This window comes from Amycolatopsis dendrobii (assembly GCF_014145675.1).
GTDB classification, from domain to species: domain Bacteria; phylum Actinomycetota; class Actinomycetes; order Mycobacteriales; family Pseudonocardiaceae; genus Amycolatopsis; species Amycolatopsis dendrobii.
Map to the genome: position 1 here is coordinate 344,548 of NZ_JACGZW010000008.1, position 23,504 is coordinate 368,051.

Sequence of the window (23,504 nt, forward strand, 5' to 3'; positions counted from 1 at the left end):
CGGCTAGCATCGCGGCGTGACTTACGCTGCCGCTGACGCCCGTTACGACTCGATGCCCTACCGCCGCTGCGGGCGCAGCGGCCTGAAGCTGCCCGCGATCTCGCTCGGGCTGTGGCACAACTTCGGGAACGACCGCCCGCTCACCGTCCAGCGCGACATCGTCCGGCGCGCCTTCGACCTCGGCATCACGCATTTCGACCTGGCCAACAACTACGGCCCGCCGTACGGCAGCGCCGAGGAGAACTTCGGCCGGCTGCTGGCGAGCGACCTGAAGCCCTACCGCGACGAGCTGGTCATCTCCACGAAGGCGGGCTACGACATGTGGCCCGGGCCGTACGGCGAATGGGGTTCGCGGAAGTACCTGCTGGCCAGCCTCGACCAGTCGCTCGGGCGGATGGGACTGGACTACGTCGACATCTTCTACTCGCACCGGTTCGACCCGGAGACGCCGCTGGAGGAGACCGTCGGCGCGCTCGACCGCGCGGTCCGGTCCGGCAAGGCGCTGTACGTCGGGATCTCGTCCTACAACTCCGCGCGGACCGCGGAAGCCGCGCAGCTGCTGCGGGAACTGGGCACGCCGCTGCTGATCCACCAGCCGTCGTACTCGATGTTCAACCGCTGGACCGAGACGGACGATCTGCTCGGGACGCTGGAGCAGGCCGGGGCCGGGTGCATCGCGTTTTCCCCGCTGGCGCAGGGATTGCTGACGGACAAGTACCTGTCCGGGGTGCCCGCGGATTCTCGCGCGGCGCAAGGGAAATCGCTGAACCCGGACACGATCACCGAGGAGAAGCTCGGCAAGATCCGGGCGCTGGGCGAGATCGCGGCGCGGCGGGGGCAGACCCTGGCGCAGCTCGCGCTGGCGTGGGCGCTGCGGGATCCGCGGATGACGTCGCTGGTGATCGGCGCCAGCAGTGTGCAGCAGTTGGAGGACAACGTCGCCGCGCTGGACAACCTTTCGTTCACCGCGGAGGAACTGGCCGAGATCGACCAGCACGCCACCGAAGAAGACATCAACATCTGGAAGCGGTCTTCTGACGGATGACCGGCACGGCCGGAGGCGAGGGGCTACCCGAGCCTCCGGCCGAACTCGCCGTAGACCGTCTCCCCGTCCAGAAACGCTTGGTGCGCCAGAGCAACCCGGCGAGCCTTCGAGGGCCGCAATCGCGATCGCGCGGCTTCGAGGCCAAGGAACTCGAACCGGCTCACTTCGTCCGCGGCCAGCCGGATGGCGCCGATCTGCTCGCGGCTCAGGACGCCGCCGTCGAAGATGAACTGCAGGCTGTCCCGCCAGACGCCGTGCGTGGGCAGCCAATCGACGACGAGAAGGCGACCGACCGGCGCGTCGATGCCGAGTTCTTCGCGGACCTCGCGACGGCACGCCGCCAGCGGTGATTCGTCGTCCTCGACCAAGCCGCCCGGAATCTCCAGGAACGGCTTGTAGGTCGGGCAGACGAACAGGATCCGGCCGTGCTCGTCGCGCACAAGAGCTCCCGCGGCCGCGTTCTTCCGCGGAAACCGGGCCGCGATACCGGGGTTGAACTCGGCTTCCGGCCCGCCCTCGTCCCGAAGATCGCGCGCGAAAACGGCCTCGTCGCCGCAGTGGCCGGCTGGGTGGTCCGTCATGATCAGCCGCGGGCCGCGCGGATCGTCTCCGCCGCCCAGTCCGCCCAATCGCGTTCCATCGCCGCGTACCGCTTGCCCCATTCCAGCGCGAGGCGGCCGTACAGCGACGGATCGCTGTCGTCCCAGTCCACTGACGCGTCGATCGCCGCCAGTTCGTCGACCAGCCCCTCGGCGAAAGCGCCGTGCCTGCGCAGGAATCCGCGGGCCTCCTCCGGCGTGACCTCGCCGAGGAAGTACACCCGCAGCAGCATCTCGTTCCGCCGCGCCGCCGGCGGCCGCTCCTCCAGCAGCCACTTGCGCAATTCCGACCGGCCGGCGTCGGTGATCGCGTACTCCTTGCGGCCGCGCGGACCCTCCGCGGAGACCTTGATCAGGTCCGCGTTCTCGAGCTTGCCCAGTTCCCCGTACAGCTGGCTCTGCGTGGCCGTCCAGACGCTCGACATCGCCGTTTCGAAGCGTTTCAGCAGGTCGTAGCCGCTTCCAGGGGCGGCGGCGAGCAGTCCCAGCACCGCGTGTCGCAAGGTCATGCGCCCACCCTACCTTCCACTATTGACATGTGCACTCCGGACGTTCTAGCTTTGACATGTCACTACAGGAATGTGAGCGAGGGGCACCGATGAACTACCTGAAGAGTTTCCTTCCGTGGATCGCCTTCGCGGTCGTGTCCACGCAGGCCGACTGGCGGTGGTCCGGGCTGACCGGGCTGGTGCTCGCGGGCGGGCTGCTCCTGCTCGAACGCCGGCGCGGCAAGGGCTGGGACACGCTGTTCATCGAGGTCTCCGCGGTCGTTTTCTTCGCGGCGCTTTCGCTCTGGTCGTTCAGCGATCCCGCCTCGCCGCTGCGGGATTACGTCGGCGCGCTCACCGATCTTTGGCTGGCGGCGACCGCCTGGGGGTCGCTCGCCGCGAAACGGCCGTTCACGCTCGGGATCGCGAAGACCATGGTTCCGCCGGAAATCGCCGCTACCGCGGTATTCCGCCGGGTCAACGTCGTCATCACCGCGGTGTGGGCGGCCAGTTTCACGGTCGCCGGAATCGCCGAGGCCGTCCTGCTGCATTACGCGCCGCACAACACCATCGGCTTGATCGTCATCAAGGTGCTCGGCTTCGCGATTCCGATCTCGTTCACCGTCCGCTATCCGCGCATCGTCCGGGCCCGCGCCCAGAAAGCCGCGTGAATCCATGGCCACCACAGATTTCCACCTCAAGGACCATTACGCCCCGGTCCACGACGAACTCACCGCCTACGACCTCCCGGTCACCGGTGCGCTCCCGCCGGAACTCAGCGGCTGGTATCTGCGCAACGGGCCGAATCCGCGCCAGGACAGCGCGCATTGGTTCACCGGCGACGGCATGGTGCACGGCGTACGGCTCGAAAACGGCCGTGCCGCCTGGTATCGCAATCGCTGGGTGCGCACCGAGAGCTTCGACATCCCGGATCCGGCGCTTTACAACGCGGACGGAACGCGGAATCTCCGGTGGAGCGTCGCCAATACCCACGTCGTCAATCACGCGGGACGCACGCTCGCGCTCGTGGAATCCTCGCTGCCGTACGAAATCACCACGGATCTCGACACCGTCGGCGTCTACGATTTCGACGGCAAGCTCGCCGATGCGATGACCGCGCATCCCAAGATCTGCCCGGAAACCGGCGAACTGCATTTCTTCGGCTACGGCAGCATCACCGCCCCGCACGTGAGCTACTACCGCGCCGACGCCGCCGGGGAACTCGTGCTGCGGCAGCCGATCGACGTTCCCGGGCTGACGATGATGCACGATTTCGCGCTCACCCGGCGGCACGTGGTCTTCTTCGACCTTCCGGTGGTGTTCGACCACGGAACCGACGGCGGCATCCCGTACCGCTGGAGCGATACGTACGGCGCGCGCCTCGGCCTGCTCAGCCGCGACCGGCCGGGGGACGGCGTGCGCTGGTTCGGGATCGACCCGTGCTACGTCTTCCACACCCTCAACGCGCACGACACCGCCGACGGCCGGATCGTGGTGCACGTCGTCCGGTACGAGCATCTGTCCAAGCCGGGCGTCCCTGATCCGAAGGGCGCGCTGTGGCGGTGGACGATCGACCCGCGCGCGGGCACTGTCGCCGAGGATCTCCTCGATGACCGCGACGGCGAGTTCCCCCGCATCGACGACCGGCTCGCCGGGCTCGACGCCCGCTTCGGGCACGTCACCGGACGGCACGGTCCGCAGGGTCCGCTCGTGCTGCGCCGCTACGACCTGCACACGAACGCCTCGCGCGAGCATCTGTTCCCGCAAGGGCACATCCCCGGCGAAGCGGTATTCGTTCCGGCGGACGATCGTCCGGACGGCGCGGGCTGGCTGCTCGCCTACGTCTACGACGGACCGAACGACCGCAGCGATCTGGTGGTGCTCGACGCGCAGGACCTCGAAGCCGATCCGGTCGCGACGGTCCGCCTGCCCGGCCGCGTGCCCGCCGGCTTCCACGGCAACTGGCTGCCCGACGCCTGATCCGGTCAGCCAGCGGGAAGCAAACTCTGCGTGCCGTCCCCGGGTTCCGCCCGCCGAGCCCGTATCGTCGGGCAAGACCTCCCGCCTGCCCTCCCGAGCCGGAAGAAAAGAAACTTTCCTGCCAAAGCGGGGCGAATCCGGTTACCGTGGCAGGACGGAAGTCCGAACGGGAAGGAAACTCAGCAGGTGGCAGGGTCGGGTACACCACCGGTCGGCACCCCGGCCGGGATGCGCATGATCAACCAGCGGGCGGTGCTCGACCTGCTGCGCCGCGGCGGGCCCGCGACGCGGCCGCAGGTGGCGAAGGACACCGGGCTGTCGAAGCCGACGGTGAGCCAGGCGCTGCTGGCGCTGGAGGCCGCCGGGCTCGCCCGCGCGACCGGGCACACGTCCACCGGCACCGGCCGTTCGGCGGTGCTCTACGAGGCGGACCCGACCGCGGGGTACGTGCTGGGCCTGGACATCGGCCGCGAGCACATCCGGGTCGCGGTCGCCGACCTGGGCCGCACCACGGTCGCCCGGCGCGACGTGCGCAACACGGCCCGCTCCGGCAGCGCGCTGATCTCCGCGCTGGGCAAACTGGCGACGGACATCGTGGCCGAGGCGGGCCTGACGAACGACGACATCGTGGTCCGCGTGCTGGGCTCCCCCGGCGTCGCGGACCCGGTGAAACGCTGCTTCCGGCACGCGCCGAACCTGCCCGGCTGGGGCCGTCCCGGCCTGCTCGACGACCTGGAACAGGTCCTCGGCCCGGAACTGGTGGTGGAGAACGACGCGAACCTCACCGCGGTCGGCGAATGGGAAAGCGGCGCCGCCCGCGGAGCGTCGGTGGTCGGCTGCATCACCATCGGCACCGGCGTCGGCATGGGACTGATGGTGGACGGCCGGGTCTTCCGCGGCGCCACCGGTGCGGCGGGCGAAATCGGCTACCTGCCTTACGGTCGCACCCGCGTGTCCGACGAACCCGGCGAACCGCCCGCGCGCGGACATCTGGAGGAGGCCACCGCCGCTCAGTCGGTGGTCCGCGGCGCCCGCGAACTCGGCCTGGGCACAGCGCGATCGGCGCGCGAAGTCTTCCGCCTCGCCCGCGAGGGTGACGAACTGGCCCAACGCGCAGTGTCCGCGGAGGCCGACCGCCTCGCCTACACCGTCGCCTCGGTAGCCGCGGTAATCGACCCAGAACTCATCGTCCTGGGCGGCGGCGTCGGAACGGCAGCAGACCTGCTGCTGGAACCCATCGACCGAGCCCTCCGCGCCTTCACCCCGCTCACAACGACTGTGGTGCAAGGCGAACTGGGCGACGACGGCGTCCTCACCGGCGCCATCAGCGTCGGCCTGCGCGCCGCGGAACGCTTGGTCTTCGATCGCCGGGTAGGCGCCGCCTAACGTTCCGTGAGGGGACCCCGGAGGAACTCAGGGGTCCCCTCACAGCACTAAAACCGCAGCGCCGCACCGCCTCAGCCAAGCACCCCCCAACACCCCGCCCGCCCAACAGCCCGCGAACCTCACCCGAGACCGGTACCTTGCAGGCATGATCGGACTGCCCGACACCATCACCGCCTGCCTCTTCGACCTGGACGGCGTACTGACCGGGACGGCCGTGCTCCACCGCGAGGCGTGGAAACGGACGTTCGACGAATACCTGCGCACCCGTGACGCCGCGAACTTCCGAGAATTCACCGACTCCGATTACGCGACCTATGTGGACGGCCGCCCCCGAGCCGACGGAGTCCGGGAATTCCTTCGCTCACGCGGAATCGACCTCCCCGAAGGCACCCCCGACGACCCCGTCGACGCGCCGACCGTCAACGGCATCGGCAACCGCAAAAACGAACTCGTCCTGAAAATCATCGACGAACGCGGCGTGAACCCCTACCCCGGTTCCGTGCGCTACCTCGAAGCAGCGAAGCAAGCCGGGCTCAGGATCGCCGTAGTCACCTCCTCCGCGAACGGCGAAAAAGTCCTCGCCGCCGCCGACCTCTCCCGCTTCGTCGAAGCCCGCGTAGACGGCCTGGTCATCCGCCGAGACCACTTGAAAGGCAAGCCCGCGCCCGATTCGTTCCTCGCCGGAGCCAAGGCACTCGGCGTGGATCCGAAGCAGGCGGTGGTGTTCGAGGACGCACAATCCGGCGTCCAGGCAGGCAAAGCGGGCGGTTTCGGCTACGTCGTCGGCGTCAACCGCGAGAACCAGGCCGAAGCACTGCGCGCGCACGGCGCCGACGTCGTGGTGGACGACCTCGCCGAGTTGCTGGAGGACAAGTGACGGAATCCGGTTACGAATGCGCGCCGTGGGAGCTGCGCTGGCGCGGTCTCGACGTGGATGCGTTGCAACGCACCGAATCCGCCTTCGCGGTGTCGAACGGACACATCGGACTGCGCGGCACGCTTGAGGAAGGCGAACCGCGCGGGCTGCCCGGCACGTATCTCAACGGCTTCTACGAACAGCACGAACTCCCTTACGCCGAAGGCGGTTACGGCTATCCGGAGGAAGGCCAGACCGTCGTCAACGTGACCGACGGCAAGATCATCCGGCTGCTGGTCGAGGACGAGCCGCTGGACATGCGCTACGGCATCGCGACCGCGCACGACCGCGTGCTCGACTTCCGCCGCGGCACGCTGCGGCGCGTCACCGAATGGTCCTCCCCCACCGGCAGGCGCGTGCGGGTGACCACCGAACGGCTGGTCTCCTTCACCCAGCGCGCGGTCGCCGCGATCCGCTACGAGGTCGAGCCGCTCGACGAGGACCTGCAGCTCGTCGTGCAGTCCGACCTGCTGGCCAACGAACCGGTCGAGTCCGACACGCACGACCCGCGCGTCGCCGCCGCGCTCGACGCGCCGCTGGTCGGCGAGTTCAGCCACGCCGCGGGCTACCAGGCCGTGCTGGTGCACCAGACCCGGATGTCCGGGCTGCGGGTCGCCGCCGCGATGGACCACAAGATCGAGGTCGACGACGGCCTGCGCACCCGCATCCACGCCGAGGAGGACCTCGCCCGGCTCACCGCCGCGGTCGACGTGCCCAAGGGCGGGCGCCTGCGGGTCACCAAATTCCTCGCCTACGGCTGGTCCGCGCAACGGTCCGCCCCGGCGCTGCGGGCGCAGGTCGAAGCCGCGCTCGCGGGCGCGCGGCAGACCGGCTGGAAGGGGCTGGCCGCCGAGCAACGCCAGTTCCTGGACGACTTCTGGGCCACTTCGGACATCGAAATCGACGGCGACCCGGAGCTCCAGCAGGCCGTCCGGTTCGCGCTCTTCCACCTGCTGCAGGCCGGCGCCCGCGGCGAAACCCGTGCGATCGCCGGAAAAGGCCTCACCGGACCGGGGTACGACGGGCACGCGTTCTGGGACAGCGAGACGTTCGTCCTGCCGGTCCTGACGTACACGATGCCGGACGCCGCCCGCGACGCGCTCGGCTGGCGGCACTCCACAATAGACAAAGCCAAAGAACGCGCGACCCAGCTGGGCTTGCGCGGCGCGGCTTTCCCGTGGCGGTCCATCAACGGCGCCGAATGCTCCGCGTACTGGCCCGCGGGCACCGCCGCGTTCCACGTCAGCGCGGACATCGCCGATGCCGTCGTGCGGTACGTGAACGCCACCCAGGACGAGCATTTCGAACGCACCTGCGGCGCGGAACTGCTGCTGGAAACCGCGCGGCTGTGGGCGTCCCTCGGGCATTTCGACCACCACGGGCACTTCCGCATCGACGGTGTCACCGGGCCGGACGAGTACTCCGCAGTGGCGGACAACAACGTCTACACGAACCTGATGGCGCGCAGGAACCTGCTCGCCGCGGCGGAGGTGTGCCGACGGCATCCCGACGTCGCCGAACAGTTCGAAGTGGACGCTCCCGAGATCGATTCCTGGCGCGCCGCGGCGGACGCGATGGCGCTGCCGTACGACCAGGAACTCGGCGTGCACCCGCAGTCGGAAGGCTTCCTGCAGCACGACGAGTGGGATTTCGCCGCCACCGACGAGGATTTCTACCCGCTGCTGCTGAACTACCCGTACTTCGACCTGTACCGCAAGCAGGTCGTCAAGCAGGCCGACCTCGTGCTCGCCCTGCACCTGTGCGGCGATTCGTTCAGCCCGGAGGAAAAAGCCCGCGACTTCGCCTACTACGAAGCACGGACAGTCCGCGATTCCTCGCTGTCCGCGGGCACGCAGGCCGTCATCGCCGCCGAGGTCGGTCACCTGCGACTGGCCTACGACTATCTCGCCGAAGCCGCGCTGACCGACCTGCACGACGTGCACAACAACGTCCGCAACGGCCTGCACATGGCGTCACTGGCCGGCGCGTGGCAAGCCGCGGTGGCCGGATTCGGCGGCTTCCGCGACTACGGCGGCCAGCTGTCCTTCGCGCCCCGGCTGCCCGACGAACTCGGCGGCCTCACCTTCCGCCTCGCCTTCCGCGAAACCCGGTTCCAGGTGTCGATCCGGCACGGCGCGGCGACGTACCGGGTGCTCAACGGGCCGCCGCTGGACCTGATCCACCACGGCGAACGGTTCACGGTGACCGAGGACCCGGTGGAGCTGCCGATCCCGAAGCTGGACCCGGGCCCCGCGCCGGTCCAGCCGATCGGCCGGGCACCGGCGCGCCGCGACGCGTCGAAGGTGCGGCAGTACGACCACGTCTGACTCGTGAGCGGCGATGCCGGTGCTCACCGGCATCGCCGCTCACGACGGCGTTTCGTCCGTGCCCGGCACCCGCGGCACCTCGTCGGTGCGGGACGGGCTCAGATCCGGCCCCGGCGCGGTGGCCACCTCGCCGGCCAGCTCGTCCGAGTCCGGCAGGTCGCGTTTGCGGCGCGCGGGGAACGGCGTTTCCTCGTCGTCGTCCTCGGACCGGTCGCGGGGAAGGAATTCGCTGCGCGGGGTCATGGTTCCGGGATACCCGGTTTACCGCCCGCGCACCAGGGAGTTCACGCGGCCGGACGCGAGCGCTGCTTGCCGGTCGCGTCCGTGAGCTGATCCAGCAGCGTCAGCAGCAGCCCGTCCCGGGTCGACCACGGGCAGATCGACAGGCTCCCGCCCGCGACCGTCAGCAACGCCTCCGCGACGACCGCGCCGCCGAGCGCCTGCTGCGCCCGCTGCCGCGAAATCCCCGGCAACTGCGCGCGCCGCGCGAACGGCATCGCCGACAGCCGCGGAATCCACGCGCGCACGTCGTCCAGGTGCAGCTCGCGGGCCTTGCCCGGACGGTCGCCGGCCAGCCGGGCCAGCTGCCGCAGCACCTTCGAACAGCCGACCACCCGGTGTTCGGCCAGCTCGTCCTTCACATCGCCCAAGGCGGCGGAGACTTCCTCCAGCACGTGGTCACGCAGCGCACGCACTTGCTTGCTGCGCACCGGCGGTTCGGCGGGCAGCCAATCGCGCGTGACCGATCGGGCGCCGAGAGGCAGCGACCGCGCGAAAGTGGCCTGCTCGCCCGCTCCGGCGGACAGCTCGACCGTGCCGCCGCCGATGTCGAGCGCCAGCAGCGGGCCGCCGGACGCGCCGTACCAGCGGCGCGCGCCGACGTAAGTCAATTCCGCCTCCCGGCGGCCGGAGAGGAACCGCAGTTCGACCCCGGTTTCCCTGGCGACCGCACGGACCGCGTCGCGAGAGTTGACCGCGTCCCGAATAGACGACGTGGCCAGCGGAAATACGTCCTCGACGCCGTGCTCGCGGGCGAATTCCATCCCGTTCGCGACGGCCTTGGCGATGGCGGCGATGCCGCGTTCGCTGAGCCGTCCGTCGTCGTCCAGCTCGCGGTCCAGCCGCAGCCGGGTCTGGTGCGTCAATGCCGGGTCGATCGGGGATCCGCCGGGTTCGAGCACGACAAGCCGGGCACTGAACGAACCCACGTCCAGCACCGCGGCGGCGGATCCTTCGATTCTGCGCACAGCCCGGCCTACCTCGCTTTCGCCCCGCCCGGATTCCCCGTTGAACCCGTTCTTACTCCCGACTTCGCGCCCCGCGCGGGGAGTTGACGGCATTTCGACGGCGGCATCGACCTGAAGTGCGGTTTTTTCACACTCTCAGTAGCCCGCATCATAGCGGACCTACCCGAGCAGCTCCTTCAGCTTGGCGACAGCGGCCACTCGCGCCTCGCGTCCGGGCTGCAGCGGGTTGACCGCCAGGGTCGTCGCGCCGGCCTCCTTGAACGCCGCCAGCCGCTCCTTCACATACCCCGCCGGACCGACCAGCGACGTGGCGCGCAGCAGCTCCGCCGGGACCGCCGCGGCGGCTTCTTCCTTCTTGCCGTCGAGGTAGAGGTCCTGGATCTTCTTGGCCTCGGCCTCGTAGCCGTAGTTGCAGGCCAGCGTGTTGTAGAAGTTCTTGCCGCGCGCGCCCATCCCGCCGATGTACAGCGCGAACACCGGGCGCACCCAGTCGAGCAGGCCCTCGACGTCGTCGCCGATGGCCAGCGGCGGCGCGGCGAACACGTCCAGCTCGCCCAGCTCCGGGTCGCGCTTGGCCTTGCCCTCGGCCAGCGAGGCGCCCCAGACGTCGGCGGCCTTCTCCGGGTGGAAGAAGATCGGCTGCCAGCCCTCGGCGAGCTCGGCGGCGAGCGCGACGTTCTTCGGCCCGAGCGCGGCGAGCACGACCGGGATCCGCTCGCGCACCGGGTGGTTGATCAGCTTGAGCGGCTTGCCGAGCCCGGTGCCCTGGTCCGCGGGCAGCGGGATCGTGTAGTGCTTGCCGTCGTGCACGACGCGCTCGCGCCGCCACACCTGGCGGCAGATCTCGATGATCTCGCGGGTGCGGCCGATCGGCGCGTCGTACTTCACGCCGTGGAAACCCTCGATGACCTGCGGTCCGGACGCGCCGAGGCCGAGGGTGAACCGGCCGTCGGACACGAAGTCCAGCCCGGCCGCGGTCATCGCGGTGAGGCTCGGCGTGCGGGTGTAGATCTGGAAGATGCCCGACATCAGGCCGACGCGCTCGGTCTTCGCGGCGAGGAAGCCGAGCTGGCTCACCGCGTCGAAGCTGTAGGCCTCGGGGACGAACACGATGTCGAGCCCGACCCGTTCCAGCTCCACGATGTCCGCGACGCTTTCGGCGAACCCGCCCGAGTAGCTGACGCCGGTGCCGATCCTCATCGATCCCTCATTCCCGTGCCGGTCGACTGTGACTAAGCGTTTGCTCATTATGCGGCCGCTCGGGTGACGACGCTACGGCGTGGGTCACACCACAGCGGGCGCCACCGTCCCGCGCACCTCGCCGAACCCGATCCGGGCGCCGCCTGGGCCGGGTGCGGAGGCGCTGATGACGACCTCGTCGCCGTCTTCCAGGAACGCCCTGGTCTCCTCGCCGACCGCGAGCGGTTCGCGACCGCCCCAGCTCAGCTCCAGCAGCGAGCCGCGCTGGTCCTTCGCCGGGCCGGTGACCGTGCCGGACGCGTACAGGTCGCCGGTGCGCAGGCTCGCGCCGTTCACGGTGAGGTGCGCGAGCTGCTGCGCACCCGTCCAGTACTGCGTGGCGAACGGCGGACTGGACACGAGATGGCCGTTGATCCGGATTTCCAGCGTCAGGTCGAGGCTCCACGGCTCGGCCGCGCGCAGGTATGCGAACGGCTCCGGATCCTGCGCGGGCTGCGGGACGCGGGCGTGCTCCAGCGCGGCCAGCGGAACCAGCCAGGGCGACATGGACGTGGCGAACGATTTGCCGAGGAACGGGCCGAGCGGCTGCGATTCCCAGCCCTGCAGATCGCGCGCCGACCAGTCGTTGACCAGGCAGACGCCGAAGACGTGGCGAGGGAACTCGTCGATCGGCACCGGCTTGCCCAGTTCGGACGGAGCGCCGACGACAAACCCGACCTCCGCCTCGAAGTCCAGCCGCTTGGCCGCGCCGAACGACGGTTCCGTCGCCTTGCGCGGCTTCCGTTGCCCCGCCGGGCGGATCACCGGCGTGCCGGACGCGACGACGGTGCCCGCGCGGCCGTGGTAGCCGATCGGCAGGTGTTTCCAGTTCACCGGCACCAGATCGTCCGCGCCGGTGAAGATCCGGCTGGCGTTGAGCGCGTGCTGCTCGCTGGAGTAGAAGTCGGCGTAATCCGCGACCTCCACCGGCAGATGGCTCACGATGTCCTTGCGCGGCACCAGATGCGGCCGGATCCGGTCGGCGTGCCGCGGTTCGGTGAGCCATTCGCGGACCCGCGCCCGCACGTCGGCCCAGGTGTCCGGACCGGCGGCGAGCAACGGGTTCAGCACGCCCGCGGCGAGCAGGCGGCCGAAGGACTCCCCCTCGGCCGCCGCGGTCAGGTCGAGCACCTGGTCTCCGACCGCGACACCGGCCCGGCGGGTCCGCTCGCCGTGCGAGAAGACGCCGTAGGGCAGGTTGCCGAGGCCGAAGAGGGTGCCGGCCGGAAGGTCGAGCCAGCTCACGCAGAAGCCTCCGCGATCCACGCGCCGACCACGGTGTCCAATGCCGACAGCGGGAGAATTCCGTTGCCGAGGATCACATCGTGGAACGCGCGGATGTCGAACCGGTCTCCCAGCGCCTGTTCGGCCTCGGCGCGGACGCGCTGGATTTCCAGCCGTCCCACCATGTAGCTCAGCGCCTGGCCCGGATTCGCGACGTACCGGTCGATCTCCGCCTCGATCTCCATCTTCGCCATCGGCGTGTGCTCGACCAGGTAGTCGACCGCCTGCTGACGGGTCCAGCCCAGCGCGTGCAACCCGGTGTCGACGACGAGCCGTCCGGCCCGCATCGAGTCCTGGGCGAGCATGCCGAAGCGGGCGACGTCGTCGGAGTACAGGCCCATCTCGTCGGCGAGGCGTTCCGCGTACAGGCCCCAGCCCTCGATGTAGGCGTTGAACGGCGCGATCCGGCGCAGCAGCGGCAGATCAGTGAGTTCCTGCGCGAACGTGAGCTGGAAGTGGTGGCCGGGAACGGCCTCGTGGAACGCGATCCCCTCGCTGGTGAACCGCGGCCGCGAACTCGCCTCGTAGGTGTTGGCGTAGTACGTGCCGGGCCGGGAACCGTCGAACGCGGCCTGGAGGTAGTAGGCGATGGTGCCGCTCGCCGCGTCCGCCTCCGGGACCGGCTCGACCGCGCACTTCGCGTCCGGCACCCGGGAGAACCACTGCGGGGCGACGGTTTCCGCTCGCGCGATGGCGGTGCGAGCGCCTTCCAGCAGCTCCTCGCCGTCGCGCCAGCGCAGTTCCGGGTCGGTGCGGAGGCGGTCGAAAATCTCCCGCAGCTCCCCGGTGCCGAACACGCGGGAGCCCAGTTCGCGATACTCCTCGGCCAGCTTTTCGCCCATCCGCAGACCGGTGTCGTGCAGTTCCTGCGCGGTGCGGTCGGTGGTGGTGTGCGCGCGGATCAGGCCCTGGTACTTCTCCAGCCCGCCCGGCAGGTGGCTGATGCCCGGCTGGCTGTCGGTCTTCGAAACCGGCAGCACGTCCTCGGCGAGGAAGTCGCGGTAGCGGCGGTACGCGGGCCGCACGACCTCGGCGAGCAGCCGGTCGCACTCCGCCGCGAAGCCTTCGACCTCGACCGAAGGCGTGACGCGGAACGGGTCGCCGTCCTCGTTCGCGAGGTACCGCTCGACGTACTCGATCCCGATGCGCACCAGGAAGTCCGGCGGCGCGAACCCGTCCGCGACGGTCGTCCGCTGCGCCTCGATCACCGCGTCGAGGTAGCCGCCGATCGCCGCCAGCCGGGTGAGATAGCCGCGCGCCTTGTCCGCGTCGTCCGGGGTCAGCGCGGGAAGGATGGTCATGAGGTTGAGCGCGGGCGAACTGAACCCGTCGCTCACCGCGAACCCGGACAACCGCGAGTCGATCGTGTCGATCGCGCCGCGGGCGTGCGTGCGCACCACCTCGCGGGTGATCACCTCGGACGCGGTCAGCCCGGCCGGGTCGAGCGCGTCGGCGCGTTCGGCGATCGCGGCGTACTTGGCCCGGTCGCGCTCCGCGGCGGCGAGACTCGGGTCGGCGAGCTTCGTGTGGTCGCCGGGGAGGCCCAGGACGGTGCGCTCCAGCGGTTCCCGTTCGAAGTCCAGCTCGACCAGCTCGTCCGCCAGGCCGGCGACGGTGTCGCCGTGGCCGGCCGCCCAGCCGGTGACCACGGCGTCCAGCACCGACAGCGGAAGGGAGCCGCCGGAGAGGACCGTGTCGTGGAACGCCTTGACGTCGAACCGGCTGCCGAGCCGCTGCTCTGCCTGTTTGCGCAGCCGCTCGATCTCCAGCCGCCCCACCATGTACGCGAGCGCCTGGCCCGGGTAGCCGAGGTACCGGTCGACCTCGGACTCGATCTCGACCTGCGCCATCGGCGTGTGCTCCAGCAGGTAGTCGACCGCCTGCCGGCGGCTCCAGCCCAGCGCGTGCAGGCCGGTGTCGACGATCAGCCGCCCGGCCCGCATGGACTCCATCGTCAGCATGCCGAGCAGCGACACGTCGTCGGAGTACAGGCCCATCTCGTCGGCGAGGCGCTCGGTGTAGAGGCCCCAGCCCTCCGCGTAGGCGGTGAAGTTGCCGATCCGGCGCAGCAGCGGCAGGTCGGCGAGGTCGAGCGCGGTGCTGAGCTGGAAGTGGTGGCCAGGGATCGCCTCGTGGAACGCGATGACCTCGGCGGTGTGCCGGAACCGTTCGGTGGCCTGATGGGTGTTCGCGAAGTAGACGCCCGGCCGGGACCCGTCCGCGGCGGGCGGCATGTAGTACGCCGGGGGCGCGCCGGGCGCGGAATCCTCCGGCACCGCCTCGACGGTCCACGGGTGCTGCGGGATGTGGCCGAACCAGTTCGGCGCCTCGGCCGCGGCGCGCGAGATGGCCGTGCGGGCGGTTTCGAGGAGGTCCCCGGCGCTCGTCCAGCGGAGCTTCGGGTCGGTGCGCAGCCGCTCGAAGATCTCCGGCAGCTCGCGCGTGCCGAACACGCGCTCGCCGAGGGCCTGGTACTGCTCGACCTGGCCCGCGATGATCGCGAGGCCGGTGTCGTGCAGCTCCTGCGGGGTGCGGTCGCTGGTGGTGTGGGTGCGGGCGAGGCGGGCGTAGATCTCGTCGCCGCCGGGGAGCCAGGAGACGCCTGCCTTGTCGTCCGGGCGGCCGTGCGGGAGGACCTCGGCCTCGAGGAAGTCTCGGTACTCGCGGAAACCGGGCCGGGCGACGTCGCGGAGGATCTGCTCGCGGCGGGCGGCGAACTCGGCGTCCGGCGCGGGCTGGCGCAGCAGCGGGTCGTTCTCGGGCTCGGCGAGGTAGCGGTCGAGGTGCGCGATCGCGGCCTTGACCAGGCGTTCGATCGGCAGCAGCCCCGCGGCGATGCCGTCGCGGTGCCGGTGTGCGACAGCGCGGAGGTACTCGGGGATCGCGCTGAGCCTGCCGAGATGCGCCTCCGCGGTTTCCGCGGTGACGGTGACCATCGGCAGCGCGGACAGCAGCCCGGAAGCGGGCCCGACGAACAGGTCGGTGACGGTGAAGTCGACGACCCGGCTGTCCATCCGGTCGAGGTTCCCGTCGATGGAGCTGAGCAGGACGTCGCGAGTGACGCGGTCGACCTCGTCGAGCCCGGCCGGGTCGATCGCCTCGGCCCTCTCCCGGATCCCGGCGAGCTTCTCGCGCAGCGCCGCCTCCGCCGCGGCCGACGGATCGCCGAGCCCCGGCGCGTCCGGCCGGATGCCCAGAATGGCGGCGTCGAGCGGTTCGTGGTCGAACGACACCTCGACGAGTTCGTCGGCGAGATCGGAAACGACGGTCATCGGCGTGGACCCCCAGGGTAGGCGGAGCGAGTGCTGACGCCGACCCTAATCGAGACCGGGGTGCGGACGCCCGTGTCCTCGGCGGCCGGCCTCCGTCCGGGGGCAGCGGCGTTCCGGGGCGTGGAACCTGGGGCCGCGGGCGGCGGGACGGCCGGGCAGTGCGTGCACGGTTCACGGATCGCCGTGCACCGGCATTCGCGGGTGCGCACCGGCCGGTGTTCCGCCGACGTCTCGGTGGCGCGGGGCACGCCGGGCGCGTGGTGCGGCCGGGCGGGGCGGGCGAGGCGGTAGCGTTGCCGGAGTGGCCGTGACCGATCCCGCCGACATCCGCCTGCTCGCCGCGCTCGCCGAGCTGGGCAAGGGGGCTGTGCACGAGCTGGCGGCGAAGGTCGGGATGGACCCGCGGGAGGTCGCGTACCGGCTGGTCGCGCTGTCCGGGAGCGGGTTGCCGCTGCTGGTCGGGGTCGAAAGCGACCCGAACGGTCTCCGCGCGGCGATCTCCGGGGCTCCGGCGTCGTGGCAGCGTCCGCAAGGCCCCGGGGGCGGGTATCCGGGCGGGCCCGGGTCGGCGCCGTTCCCCGCGGCCGGGCAAAACCCGGGCAGCATGCCTGGACCGAACCCGGGCGGGATTCCCGGGCCGATGGCTTCCGGCCCGGGTGCGACGCCGGGCGCCATGCCCTCCGGCCCTGGCCCGATGAACAGCCCGGCGTCGGCGGGAGTCCCGGTTCGAGGCGGAACGTCGGGCGCGCAAGGCTCCGGGATGCCAGGCGCCTCCGGCCCGCACCCGCCCGGACCGAACGGGGTCCCCGGTCCCGATTCACCCGGGATGCCGGGACACTCCGGCCCTCATCCGCCGGGACAGCACGGAATGCCCGGCCCCGGAACCTCCGGTGCGTACTCCCCTGGGCAAACCGGCCTGCCCGGCCCCGGGACCTCCGGCGCGTATCCCCCCGCACAGACCGGAATTCCGGGCCCCTCCGGCGGCTACGCGCCGGGGGTGTCCGGCGCGTACGCACCCGGACCGGCCGGGATTCCCGGGGTTTCGGGCGCGTATCCCCCTGGACCGAACGGGATTCCCGCCGGGCCGGGCGTCTCCGGCGCGTACAGCCCTGGGCAGCTGCCGCCCGCCGGCCCGAGCGTCCACAATGGACCGTACCCGGCCCCGGATCCGGTCGTCAGCACGTGGGGCGTTCCGCAGACCGCGTCCTGGGCCCGCGGCGACGAACCCCGGCCCGCCGCGGCGCCGGCCAAGCAGGGGCGGATCGGCGAGACGATGCAGTCGCAGGGGCTCGAAGGGGAACAGCTTTCCGTGCAACTGCTGGAGGTCCAGGATCCCGCCGACTTCCTCTTCGGCGCGGCGGGCTACCGGCTCGAGGACGGCGAGCGCGCGGTCGTCGTGCACACCGAGATCACCAATCGCGGGCCGATCCCGTTCGCGTCGCTGCCCGACAACTACCTGGAACTCGTCACCGACAGCGGCGAGACCATCGCGAAGGCCCCGGTTTCGCTGACCTCCCGGCCGCCGCACAAGATCGGCGTGCAGCCGGGCGAGACGCTCGGCGGGCACACCGTCTACGTGCTTCCCACCGCGACCCGCGTGGTCTCGGTGCGCTGGAGCCCCCGGCCCGAGCCAGACGAGCGCACCTTGACCTGGGCCGTCGGCTAGCCGGCTCGTGAGGGTTCATGCCGGTTGGAACCGGCAAAAACACTCACGAGGCCACTAGTTCCCGTCGCGCAGGATCTCCAGCGCACTCGCCAGATCGTCGGGGTACTCCGCCTCGAACTCCACCCACCGGCCGTCCGCGGGATGCGCGAAACCGAGCGTCCGCGCGTGCAGCCACTGCCGCGTCAGGCCGAGTTTCCTGGCCAGCACCGGGTCCGCCCCGTAGGTCAGGTCGCCCGCGCACGGGTGGCGCAGCGCGGAGAAGTGCACGCGGATCTGGTGCGTGCGGCCGGTTTCCAGCTTCACGTGCGCCAGCGAAGCCGCCCGGAACGCCTCGACTACCTCGTAGTGCGTGACGCTCGGCCGTCCGCCCGCGACGACCGCGAACTTGTAGTCGTGCCGCGGATGGCGGTCGATCGGAGCGTCGATGGTGCCGCGCGTCGGATCCGGGTGGCCCTGCACGACAGCGTGGTAGCCCTTGTCGACGGTCCGTTCCTTGAACGCCCGCTTCAGCACGGTGTACGCGTGTTCGCTCTTCGCCACCACCATCACCCCGGTGGTGCCCGCGTCGAGGCGGTGCACGACGCCCTGTCGTTCGGCCGCGCCGGAGGTCGAGATGCGCAGCCCGGCCGCGGCGAGGCCGCCGACGACCGTCGGGCCGGTCCAGCCGGGACTGGGGTGCACGGCGACGCCGACCGGTTTCGAAATCACCACGATGTCGTCGTCATCGTGCAGGATCTTCATGCCTTCGACCGGCTCCGCGACGATTTCCGCCGGACGTTCCGGTTCCGGCAGCGTCACCTCCAGCAGTCCGCCCGCGGCCAGCCGGTCCGATTTGCCCGCCGGACGGCCGTCGAGGAGCACGTCGCCCGCCGCGGCGAGGTCCGCGACCGCGGTGCGGGACAGGCCGAGCAGTTTGGCGAGGCCGGCGTCGACGCGCATCCCGTCGAGCCCGTCGGGGACGGGCAGCATGCGCGCGCTCACTCGGATTCCTTCTTCTTGCCGCGGGTGGAGGTGCCGTCGTAGTCCTTGCCGAGCAGGGACAGCAGCACGATCAGCGCGCCGCCGACGCAGATCGCGGAGTCGGCGATGTTGAAGATCGCGAAGCCCTGGCCGTTGGGCGCGAACGCGGAGATGAAGTCGACGACGTGGCCGCGCAGCGGTCCCGGCTCGCGGAAGAACCGGTCGGTCAGGTTGCCGAGCGCGCCGGCGAGCACGAGCCCGAGGCCGATCGCCCAGCCGACCGAGCGCAGCCTGCGCGAGATCCACACGATCGCGATCACGACGCCGATCGCGACCAGCGCGAGCACCCACGTCATGCCGGTCGCCATCGAGAACGCGGCTCCCGGGTTGCGGATGACCTGCAAGTAGATCAGCCCGCCGAGGATCGGCTTCGGCTCCTTGCCCTCGAGGTTGGCGACGACGAGGTTCTTCGTGATCAGGTCGATCGCCCACAGCAGCGCCGCGACCGCGAACACCACCCAGACGCGCCGCTTGGGCAGCGGCACGGCGTCCTCGGCAGCCTCCCGCTCAGGCGGTTCCGCAGACGGCTCGACCTCGGATTCGGACGGCGAAGGATCGGTGCTCACACCCCCATTGTCCACAACCGCGCCCGAGCAGGTCACAGCGGCCGAATTCAGTCGCCCCGCACGCCCCTCGCCCGCCATCATCGGCTCCGTGCCCGCCGACATCCCCAGCCCCGCCGCGGCCGCGGCCTGGATCGCCCTCGACCTCTCTCCCACCGACGACCTCCCGCTCTGGGCAGCCCACTGGCTGGCCGACGGCGAGGACGGCGAGCACCTGCGCCGTCTGGCGGGCCTGTCCCGCACCGAACCGCGGGAGATCCACGACGTGCAGGAGGCGGCCTTGGCCGACTGCCGCACTCCCATTCCCGCGGTGGCCGACGCGGCTGACGCCGCGTTCACCCATCTGGCCCGGCTGTTGCTCAACGGCCAGCTCAGCGAACGCGGCCTGCTGAACGACCTGCACGCGATCATCTTCCGCACTGTGTTTAATGGCGTCGGCTCCGCCGCCGCGGCGGGATCGCCCTTAAGCCGACGTTTGGGCTGAGCGACGCGAGGGGCCTTCGGCCTGTCACGCCGCTCAGCCCAAACGTCGGCGCGATCCCGCGTTGTGGTCAAGTTTCCTGCCGCGCCAGGCCCAGCACCCCCGCGCCGTCAGGCGCAGAACGGCGGCAGCTCCCGCGTGTCCCCGACCGGCGCCCACCGCCCGTCCACCTTCGCGTACTCCCACCGGGCTCCCCGGGCCACGATCTGCCGCAGCGCGAGCACCAACCGGTCCACGTGCTCTTCGGTGCTCCCCAGCCCGAGGCTCACCCGAACCGCCTGCTGGCCCTCGCTCCCGGCTTCACGGATCAACCGCCGGGCGGCCACGTGCGCGCAAAACGCCCCGTCCCGCACGCCGATCCCGTACTCAGCCGACAGCACCGCGGCCAGCCAGCCCGGCTCGAAGCCGTCGACCACGAAGCTCACCGTGCCGACCCGGTCCACCGGCGCGTCAAAGAACCGCAGCTCGGCAAATCCGGGCAAGCCCTCGAGCCCCTTGCGGAGCCGCTCCAGCAACGCAGCCTCGTGCGAACCCACGGCATCCCACTGAGCCGCCAGCTGCTCGCACGCCACCCCAAGCGCATACACGCCAACGGTATTCGGCGACCCGGCCTCGTGCCGCTCCTCGCCGCTGTTCCACACCACGGCTTCCTCGGTCACCAGCTTCGTAGCGCCGCCACCGGCCAGGTACGGCTCCGCGGCACGCAGCCAGTCGCTGCGGCCGATCAGCGCGCCAGCCCCGAACGGGGCGTAGAGCTTGTGCCCGGACAGCGCGACGTAGTCGACATCCAGCTCCCGCAACGAAATCCGCCGATGCGGAGCGAGCTGCGCGGCATCCAGGGCCACCCGGGCGCCGTGTTTCCGGGCCACCGCGGCGATCTCGGCGACCGGCAGCAGTTCGCCAGTCACATTGGAGGCACCAGCGACGACCACCAATCGCGGCCCCTGCGGGCATTCCGCCAGCGCTTCGTCCACAACGGACACCGCGGCGAGCCGGGTCCGCGGCAACTGCACGCGCCGGACGTTCGGACCCCGCCACGGCAGCAGCGCCGCGTGGTGCTCACTGTCGAACACGACCACGGAAGTCTTGCGCGGCAACGCCTTCGCCAGCAGGTTGAACGCGTCAGTGGTGTTGCGCGTGAAGATCACCGAGTCGCCGGTGCGCGCGTCCACGAACCGGCGCAACACGTCCCGGGTCCGTTCGTACAGCCGCGTCGAGACCTGCGAAGCGAAGCCCGCGCCGCGATGCACGCTGGCATACCAGGGAAGGAACTCGTCGACCGCCGTGTGCACCGCGTCCAGACACGGCGCGCTCGCCGCGTGGTCGAGGTTGGCGTAGCCGATGTCGCCGCCGGTCACCAGCGGGACCCGCAGCGTCGCACCAGCGACAGCGGGAACAGCAGCGACAACAGTTTCCGTGGACCGGTCGAGTGCGAGAGTCATGACGGCGCCTCCTCGGCGTTCCGGGGGACCCCCGGCGAGGGGCCCGCGCTTGCCCGCCGCGCTGCGCGACCGGCCTGGTCCTCACCCGGGGCACCCCACCGCGGTAGGAGGGTTGCCGGCCAGCAAGCCGGGGCTTCGCGCTGGCACTCATGACCTGAACCCGACGATAGCGGAAAACTCGCGCGGGAAACCAGACCCGTCCCGTGATCTGAGACGGCAGTCACAAGTAGTGTCCACAAAGGACAGAAGGATCAGGCCCCGGACTCCCCGTGCCAGCGGGCGAGGCGGCCGGCCCGGTCGACGGCCCGGATGCGCCGTTCGGTCGCGTCGCGGTCGGCGGCGGTCGTGACCACCAGAAGCTGGTCCTCGACCTGCAATCGGCTCGTTTTCTGCGGGGTGAAGCCCGTCCCGCCGCGGACCACGAGGCTGACCGTCGCCCCGGCGGGCAGCCGCAGCTCGGACAGGTACACGCCGTGCAGCTTCGACCCCTTCTGGATGCGCACCTGCAGCAGTTCCGCGCCGAGTTCGTCGAGCGGCGCGGCGTCGACCTCGATCTCGTGCGCCTCCGTCGCCTTCGCCAGCCCGAGGATCCGCGCGAGCGGGCTGAGCGTCGCGCCCTGCAGCACGGTGAGCACGATGACGAGCACGAAAACCGCGTCCACGAGCCGTTGCGCGCCGGGCACGCCTTCCGACAGCGGGATCATCGCGAGCACGATTGGCACCGCACCGCGCAGGCCCGCCCAGGAGAGGAACGTCTGCTCCCGCCACGGCAAGCGGAACGGCAGCAGCGACAGGACCACCGAGAGCGGCCGGGCGAGCAGCAGCACCACCGCGCCCGCGACGAGGCCCGGGACGAGCGCTTCGAGCAGCCGGGTCGGCGACGCGAAGAGGCCGAGCAGCACGAACAGCCCGATCTGCGCGAGCCAGCCGAGTCCTTCGGCGAACGACAAGGTGTCCGACCGGTGCGGCAGCTTGGAATTCCCCAGTACCAGACCGGCGACGTAAGTGGCGAGCAGGCCGGACGCGTGCGCCAGCTGGCCCGAGGAGTACGCGAGCACGCACACCGCGACCGTGGCGAGCGGGTACAGGCCGGTCGCCGGGAGCGCGGCCCGGCGCAGCGCCTGCGCGCCCAGCCAGCCGAACGCGAGGCCGAGCGCGAGGCCGGTGAGCAGTTCGTAGACCACCAGCAGCGGCAGCGACCAGTCGACCGCCTCGCCGGACGCGAGCACGACGACCGCGATGTAGGCGGGCGCGTCGTTGATGCCGGATTCCAGTTCCAGCGCGCCGACGAGCCGTTTGCCGACGCCGGCGCTGCGCAGCACGGAGAACACCGCCGCGGCGTCGGTGGACGCGAGGACCGCGCCCCACAGCAGGGAAAGCCGCCAGTCGAGGCCGAGCAGCCAGTGCAATGCCGCGCCGGTGACCGCGATGCTGATCACCACGGCCACTGTGGACAGCAGGATTCCGGGCCCCAGCGAGGGTTTCACCGCGGACCAGCGCGTGGTGAGCCCGCCCTCGGTGAGGATCAGGACGAGCGCGGCGAGCCCGAGGGACTGGGTGAGCGCCGGATTGTCGAAGCGGATGCCGAACCCGGCCTCGCCGAGCACGACGCCGATCCCGAGATACAGCAGCAGCGACGGGAATCCGAGCCGGATGGACACGCGCACCGCGACGACCGAGACGACCAGAACCAGCGCTCCGACGCCCAGCACCATGGGAAGCTCGTCCACTCGCCCGCCTCCCTCCCGTCGCCCGCAGGCGTCCAGAATAGTGAGGCAGTGTCCGGTTCCCGAGCGCGCACCACCGGTCCGGGGGACCTCGCAGGTGTGTTACGACGCCTCGGCGGCACTCACCGTCGCGAGATCGACACCCAGCGCGGCGAACGGGCCCCTCGCGCCCGGCAGGACGCGGACCGCGCGCTGCTGGTCCCGCGTCAGCCAGCCCGCCTCGACCGCCCGCTCCAGCACCGCCGCCGGAACCGCGCCGGCGAGGTGCTCCCGCCGCTCTGTCCAATCCAGACAGTCGCGCAGCAGCGGCCGCCGCGGCCGATCCGGCACGGTGACGCCGAGACCGGCCAGGACGTCGCGTCCGGCGTCGGTGAGCGCGAGCCCGTCCGACACGTCGATCAGGCCCCGTTCGACCATCCCGTCCCGCAAAGCGACGCCGAGCGTCCCGGCCAAATGGTCGTAGCAACTGCGCGCGAACGACAACCGCTGCACCCGCAACGAAGTCCGCAGCCCGGACGGCCGTTTCAGTTCGGCATGCTGCGCCAAATGCTCGATCAGCTCCGCGACCCGCGGATTCGCCAGCCGCACGTACGCGTGCCGCCCCTGCTTCACCCGGGCGACGAACCCGGCCTCGGCCAGCCGTGTCACGTGCTCGCTCGCCGTCGAGACCGCGATCCGCGCCGCGGCGGCCAGTTCGCCCACCGTCCAGGCACGGCCGTCGAGCAGGGCGAGACACATAGTCGCGCGGCTCGGATCGGCGAGCACAGCGGCGACTTCGGCCAGTGCGACGGTTTCCATGTCCCTACGGTAGAACGGCGACAC

At 70.9% G+C, this 23,504-nt stretch carries 20 protein-coding genes and 1 riboswitch; of the genes, 8 read left to right on the forward strand and 12 right to left on the reverse strand.

The genetic code is table 11. The annotated features are described in order from the left end of the window. Positions 1-16 precede the first annotated feature (16 nt). Positions 17-1,045: an L-glyceraldehyde 3-phosphate reductase gene (mgrA, locus tag H4281_RS24800; protein ID WP_182893329.1), complete on the forward strand. Its 1,029-nt coding sequence runs from the start codon at positions 17-19 to the stop codon at positions 1,043-1,045. A 23-nt stretch (positions 1,046-1,068) separates the two neighbouring features. Here mgrA and H4281_RS24805 read toward each other — a convergent pair whose 3' ends face one another. Together H4281_RS24805 and H4281_RS24810 are read right to left on the reverse strand one after the other, a co-directional pair. Beyond that, positions 1,069-1,674 carry an NUDIX domain-containing protein gene (locus tag H4281_RS24805; protein ID WP_246412273.1) on the reverse strand — a complete coding sequence of 202 codons (606 nt, stop codon included), beginning with the start codon at positions 1,672-1,674 and terminating at the stop codon, positions 1,069-1,071. Then, complete coding sequence (locus H4281_RS24810) at positions 1,629-2,153, reverse strand: PadR family transcriptional regulator (protein ID WP_182893330.1); 525 nt, start codon at positions 2,151-2,153, stop codon at positions 1,629-1,631. The genes H4281_RS24805 and H4281_RS24810 overlap by 46 nt, the downstream gene beginning before the upstream one ends. Positions 2,154-2,242: 89 nt before the next feature. Between H4281_RS24810 and H4281_RS24815 the strand changes: the two genes are divergently transcribed. From H4281_RS24815 to H4281_RS24835, 5 genes are all read left to right on the forward strand, one after another. Then, on the forward strand, positions 2,243-2,803 hold the full coding sequence (locus H4281_RS24815) for a hypothetical protein (RefSeq protein ID WP_182893331.1): 561 nt from the start codon (positions 2,243-2,245) through the stop codon (positions 2,801-2,803). Between the two features lie 4 nt (positions 2,804-2,807). After that, the gene (locus H4281_RS24820; RefSeq protein WP_182893332.1) at positions 2,808-4,112 is read left to right on the forward strand and encodes a carotenoid oxygenase family protein; all 1,305 of its coding nucleotides are present in this window, start codon (positions 2,808-2,810) and stop codon (positions 4,110-4,112) included. Between the two features lie 228 nt (positions 4,113-4,340). Beyond that, positions 4,341-5,498, forward strand: coding sequence for an ROK family transcriptional regulator (locus H4281_RS24825; protein WP_220507807.1), 1,158 nt, complete (start codon positions 4,341-4,343; stop codon positions 5,496-5,498). Between the two features lie 145 nt (positions 5,499-5,643). After that, positions 5,644-6,375, forward strand: a complete 732-nt coding sequence (locus H4281_RS24830) for an HAD family hydrolase (protein ID WP_182893334.1) — start codon at positions 5,644-5,646, stop codon at positions 6,373-6,375. Beyond that, entirely contained in the window at positions 6,372-8,741 is a 2,370-nt protein-coding gene (locus H4281_RS24835) for a glycoside hydrolase family 65 protein (RefSeq protein ID WP_182893335.1), read from the forward strand. The genes H4281_RS24830 and H4281_RS24835 overlap by 4 nt, the downstream gene beginning before the upstream one ends. 39 nt (positions 8,742-8,780) lie before the next feature. Here the strand turns inward: H4281_RS24835 and H4281_RS24840 are convergent, their stop codons facing one another. The 5 genes from H4281_RS24840 to H4281_RS24860 form a co-directional block, all read right to left on the reverse strand. Then, positions 8,781-8,984, reverse strand: a complete 204-nt coding sequence (locus H4281_RS24840; RefSeq protein ID WP_182893336.1) for a hypothetical protein — start codon at positions 8,982-8,984, stop codon at positions 8,781-8,783. Positions 8,985-9,025: 41 nt separating this feature from the next. Then, positions 9,026-9,988 (reverse strand): Ppx/GppA phosphatase family protein, encoded by a 963-nt coding sequence (locus H4281_RS24845; protein ID WP_182893337.1) that lies wholly within the window; start codon positions 9,986-9,988, stop codon positions 9,026-9,028. Between the two features lie 159 nt (positions 9,989-10,147). Continuing rightward, entirely contained in the window at positions 10,148-11,188 is a 1,041-nt protein-coding gene (locus H4281_RS24850; protein ID WP_182893338.1) for an LLM class F420-dependent oxidoreductase, read from the reverse strand. 84 nt (positions 11,189-11,272) lie between these two features. Further along, positions 11,273-12,472 (reverse strand): fumarylacetoacetase, encoded by a 1,200-nt coding sequence (gene fahA, locus H4281_RS24855; protein WP_182893339.1) that lies wholly within the window; start codon positions 12,470-12,472, stop codon positions 11,273-11,275. Then, positions 12,469-15,783 (reverse strand): DUF885 domain-containing protein, encoded by a 3,315-nt coding sequence (locus H4281_RS24860; protein WP_182893340.1) that lies wholly within the window; start codon positions 15,781-15,783, stop codon positions 12,469-12,471. Before H4281_RS24860 ends, fahA begins: the two co-directional genes overlap by 4 nt. A 307-nt stretch (positions 15,784-16,090) precedes the next feature. Between H4281_RS24860 and H4281_RS24865 the strand changes: the two genes are divergently transcribed. Next, positions 16,091-17,449, forward strand: coding sequence for an AsnC family protein (locus H4281_RS24865; protein WP_182893484.1), 1,359 nt, complete (start codon positions 16,091-16,093; stop codon positions 17,447-17,449). 54 nt (positions 17,450-17,503) lie between these two features. Here H4281_RS24865 and H4281_RS24870 read toward each other — a convergent pair whose 3' ends face one another. Together H4281_RS24870 and lspA are read right to left on the reverse strand one after the other, a co-directional pair. Further along, positions 17,504-18,430, reverse strand: a complete 927-nt coding sequence (locus H4281_RS24870) for an RluA family pseudouridine synthase (protein ID WP_182893341.1) — start codon at positions 18,428-18,430, stop codon at positions 17,504-17,506. Further along, positions 18,427-19,035 carry a signal peptidase II gene (gene lspA, locus H4281_RS24875; protein WP_182893342.1) on the reverse strand — a complete coding sequence of 203 codons (609 nt, stop codon included), beginning with the start codon at positions 19,033-19,035 and terminating at the stop codon, positions 18,427-18,429. Before lspA ends, H4281_RS24870 begins: the two co-directional genes overlap by 4 nt. A gap of 88 nt (positions 19,036-19,123) precedes the next feature. On the opposite strand from lspA, the gene H4281_RS24880 reads away from it, so the two are divergent. After that, entirely contained in the window at positions 19,124-19,516 is a 393-nt protein-coding gene (locus H4281_RS24880) for a hypothetical protein (protein WP_182893343.1), read from the forward strand. 107 nt (positions 19,517-19,623) lie between these two features. On the opposite strand, the gene H4281_RS24885 is transcribed toward H4281_RS24880, so the two are convergent. The 3 genes from H4281_RS24885 to H4281_RS24895 form a co-directional block, all read right to left on the reverse strand. Beyond that, positions 19,624-20,955, reverse strand: a complete 1,332-nt coding sequence (locus H4281_RS24885) for an aminotransferase class V-fold PLP-dependent enzyme (protein WP_182893344.1) — start codon at positions 20,953-20,955, stop codon at positions 19,624-19,626. Positions 20,956-20,995: 40 nt separating this feature from the next. Further along, a riboswitch (SAM riboswitch) is annotated at positions 20,996-21,110 on the reverse strand. A 96-nt stretch (positions 21,111-21,206) separates the two neighbouring features. Then, entirely contained in the window at positions 21,207-22,685 is a 1,479-nt protein-coding gene (locus tag H4281_RS24890; protein WP_182893345.1) for a potassium/proton antiporter, read from the reverse strand. Between the two features lie 99 nt (positions 22,686-22,784). After that, positions 22,785-23,480: an ArsR/SmtB family transcription factor gene (locus H4281_RS24895; RefSeq protein WP_182893346.1), complete on the reverse strand. Its 696-nt coding sequence runs from the start codon at positions 23,478-23,480 to the stop codon at positions 22,785-22,787. Positions 23,481-23,504 lie beyond the last annotated feature (24 nt).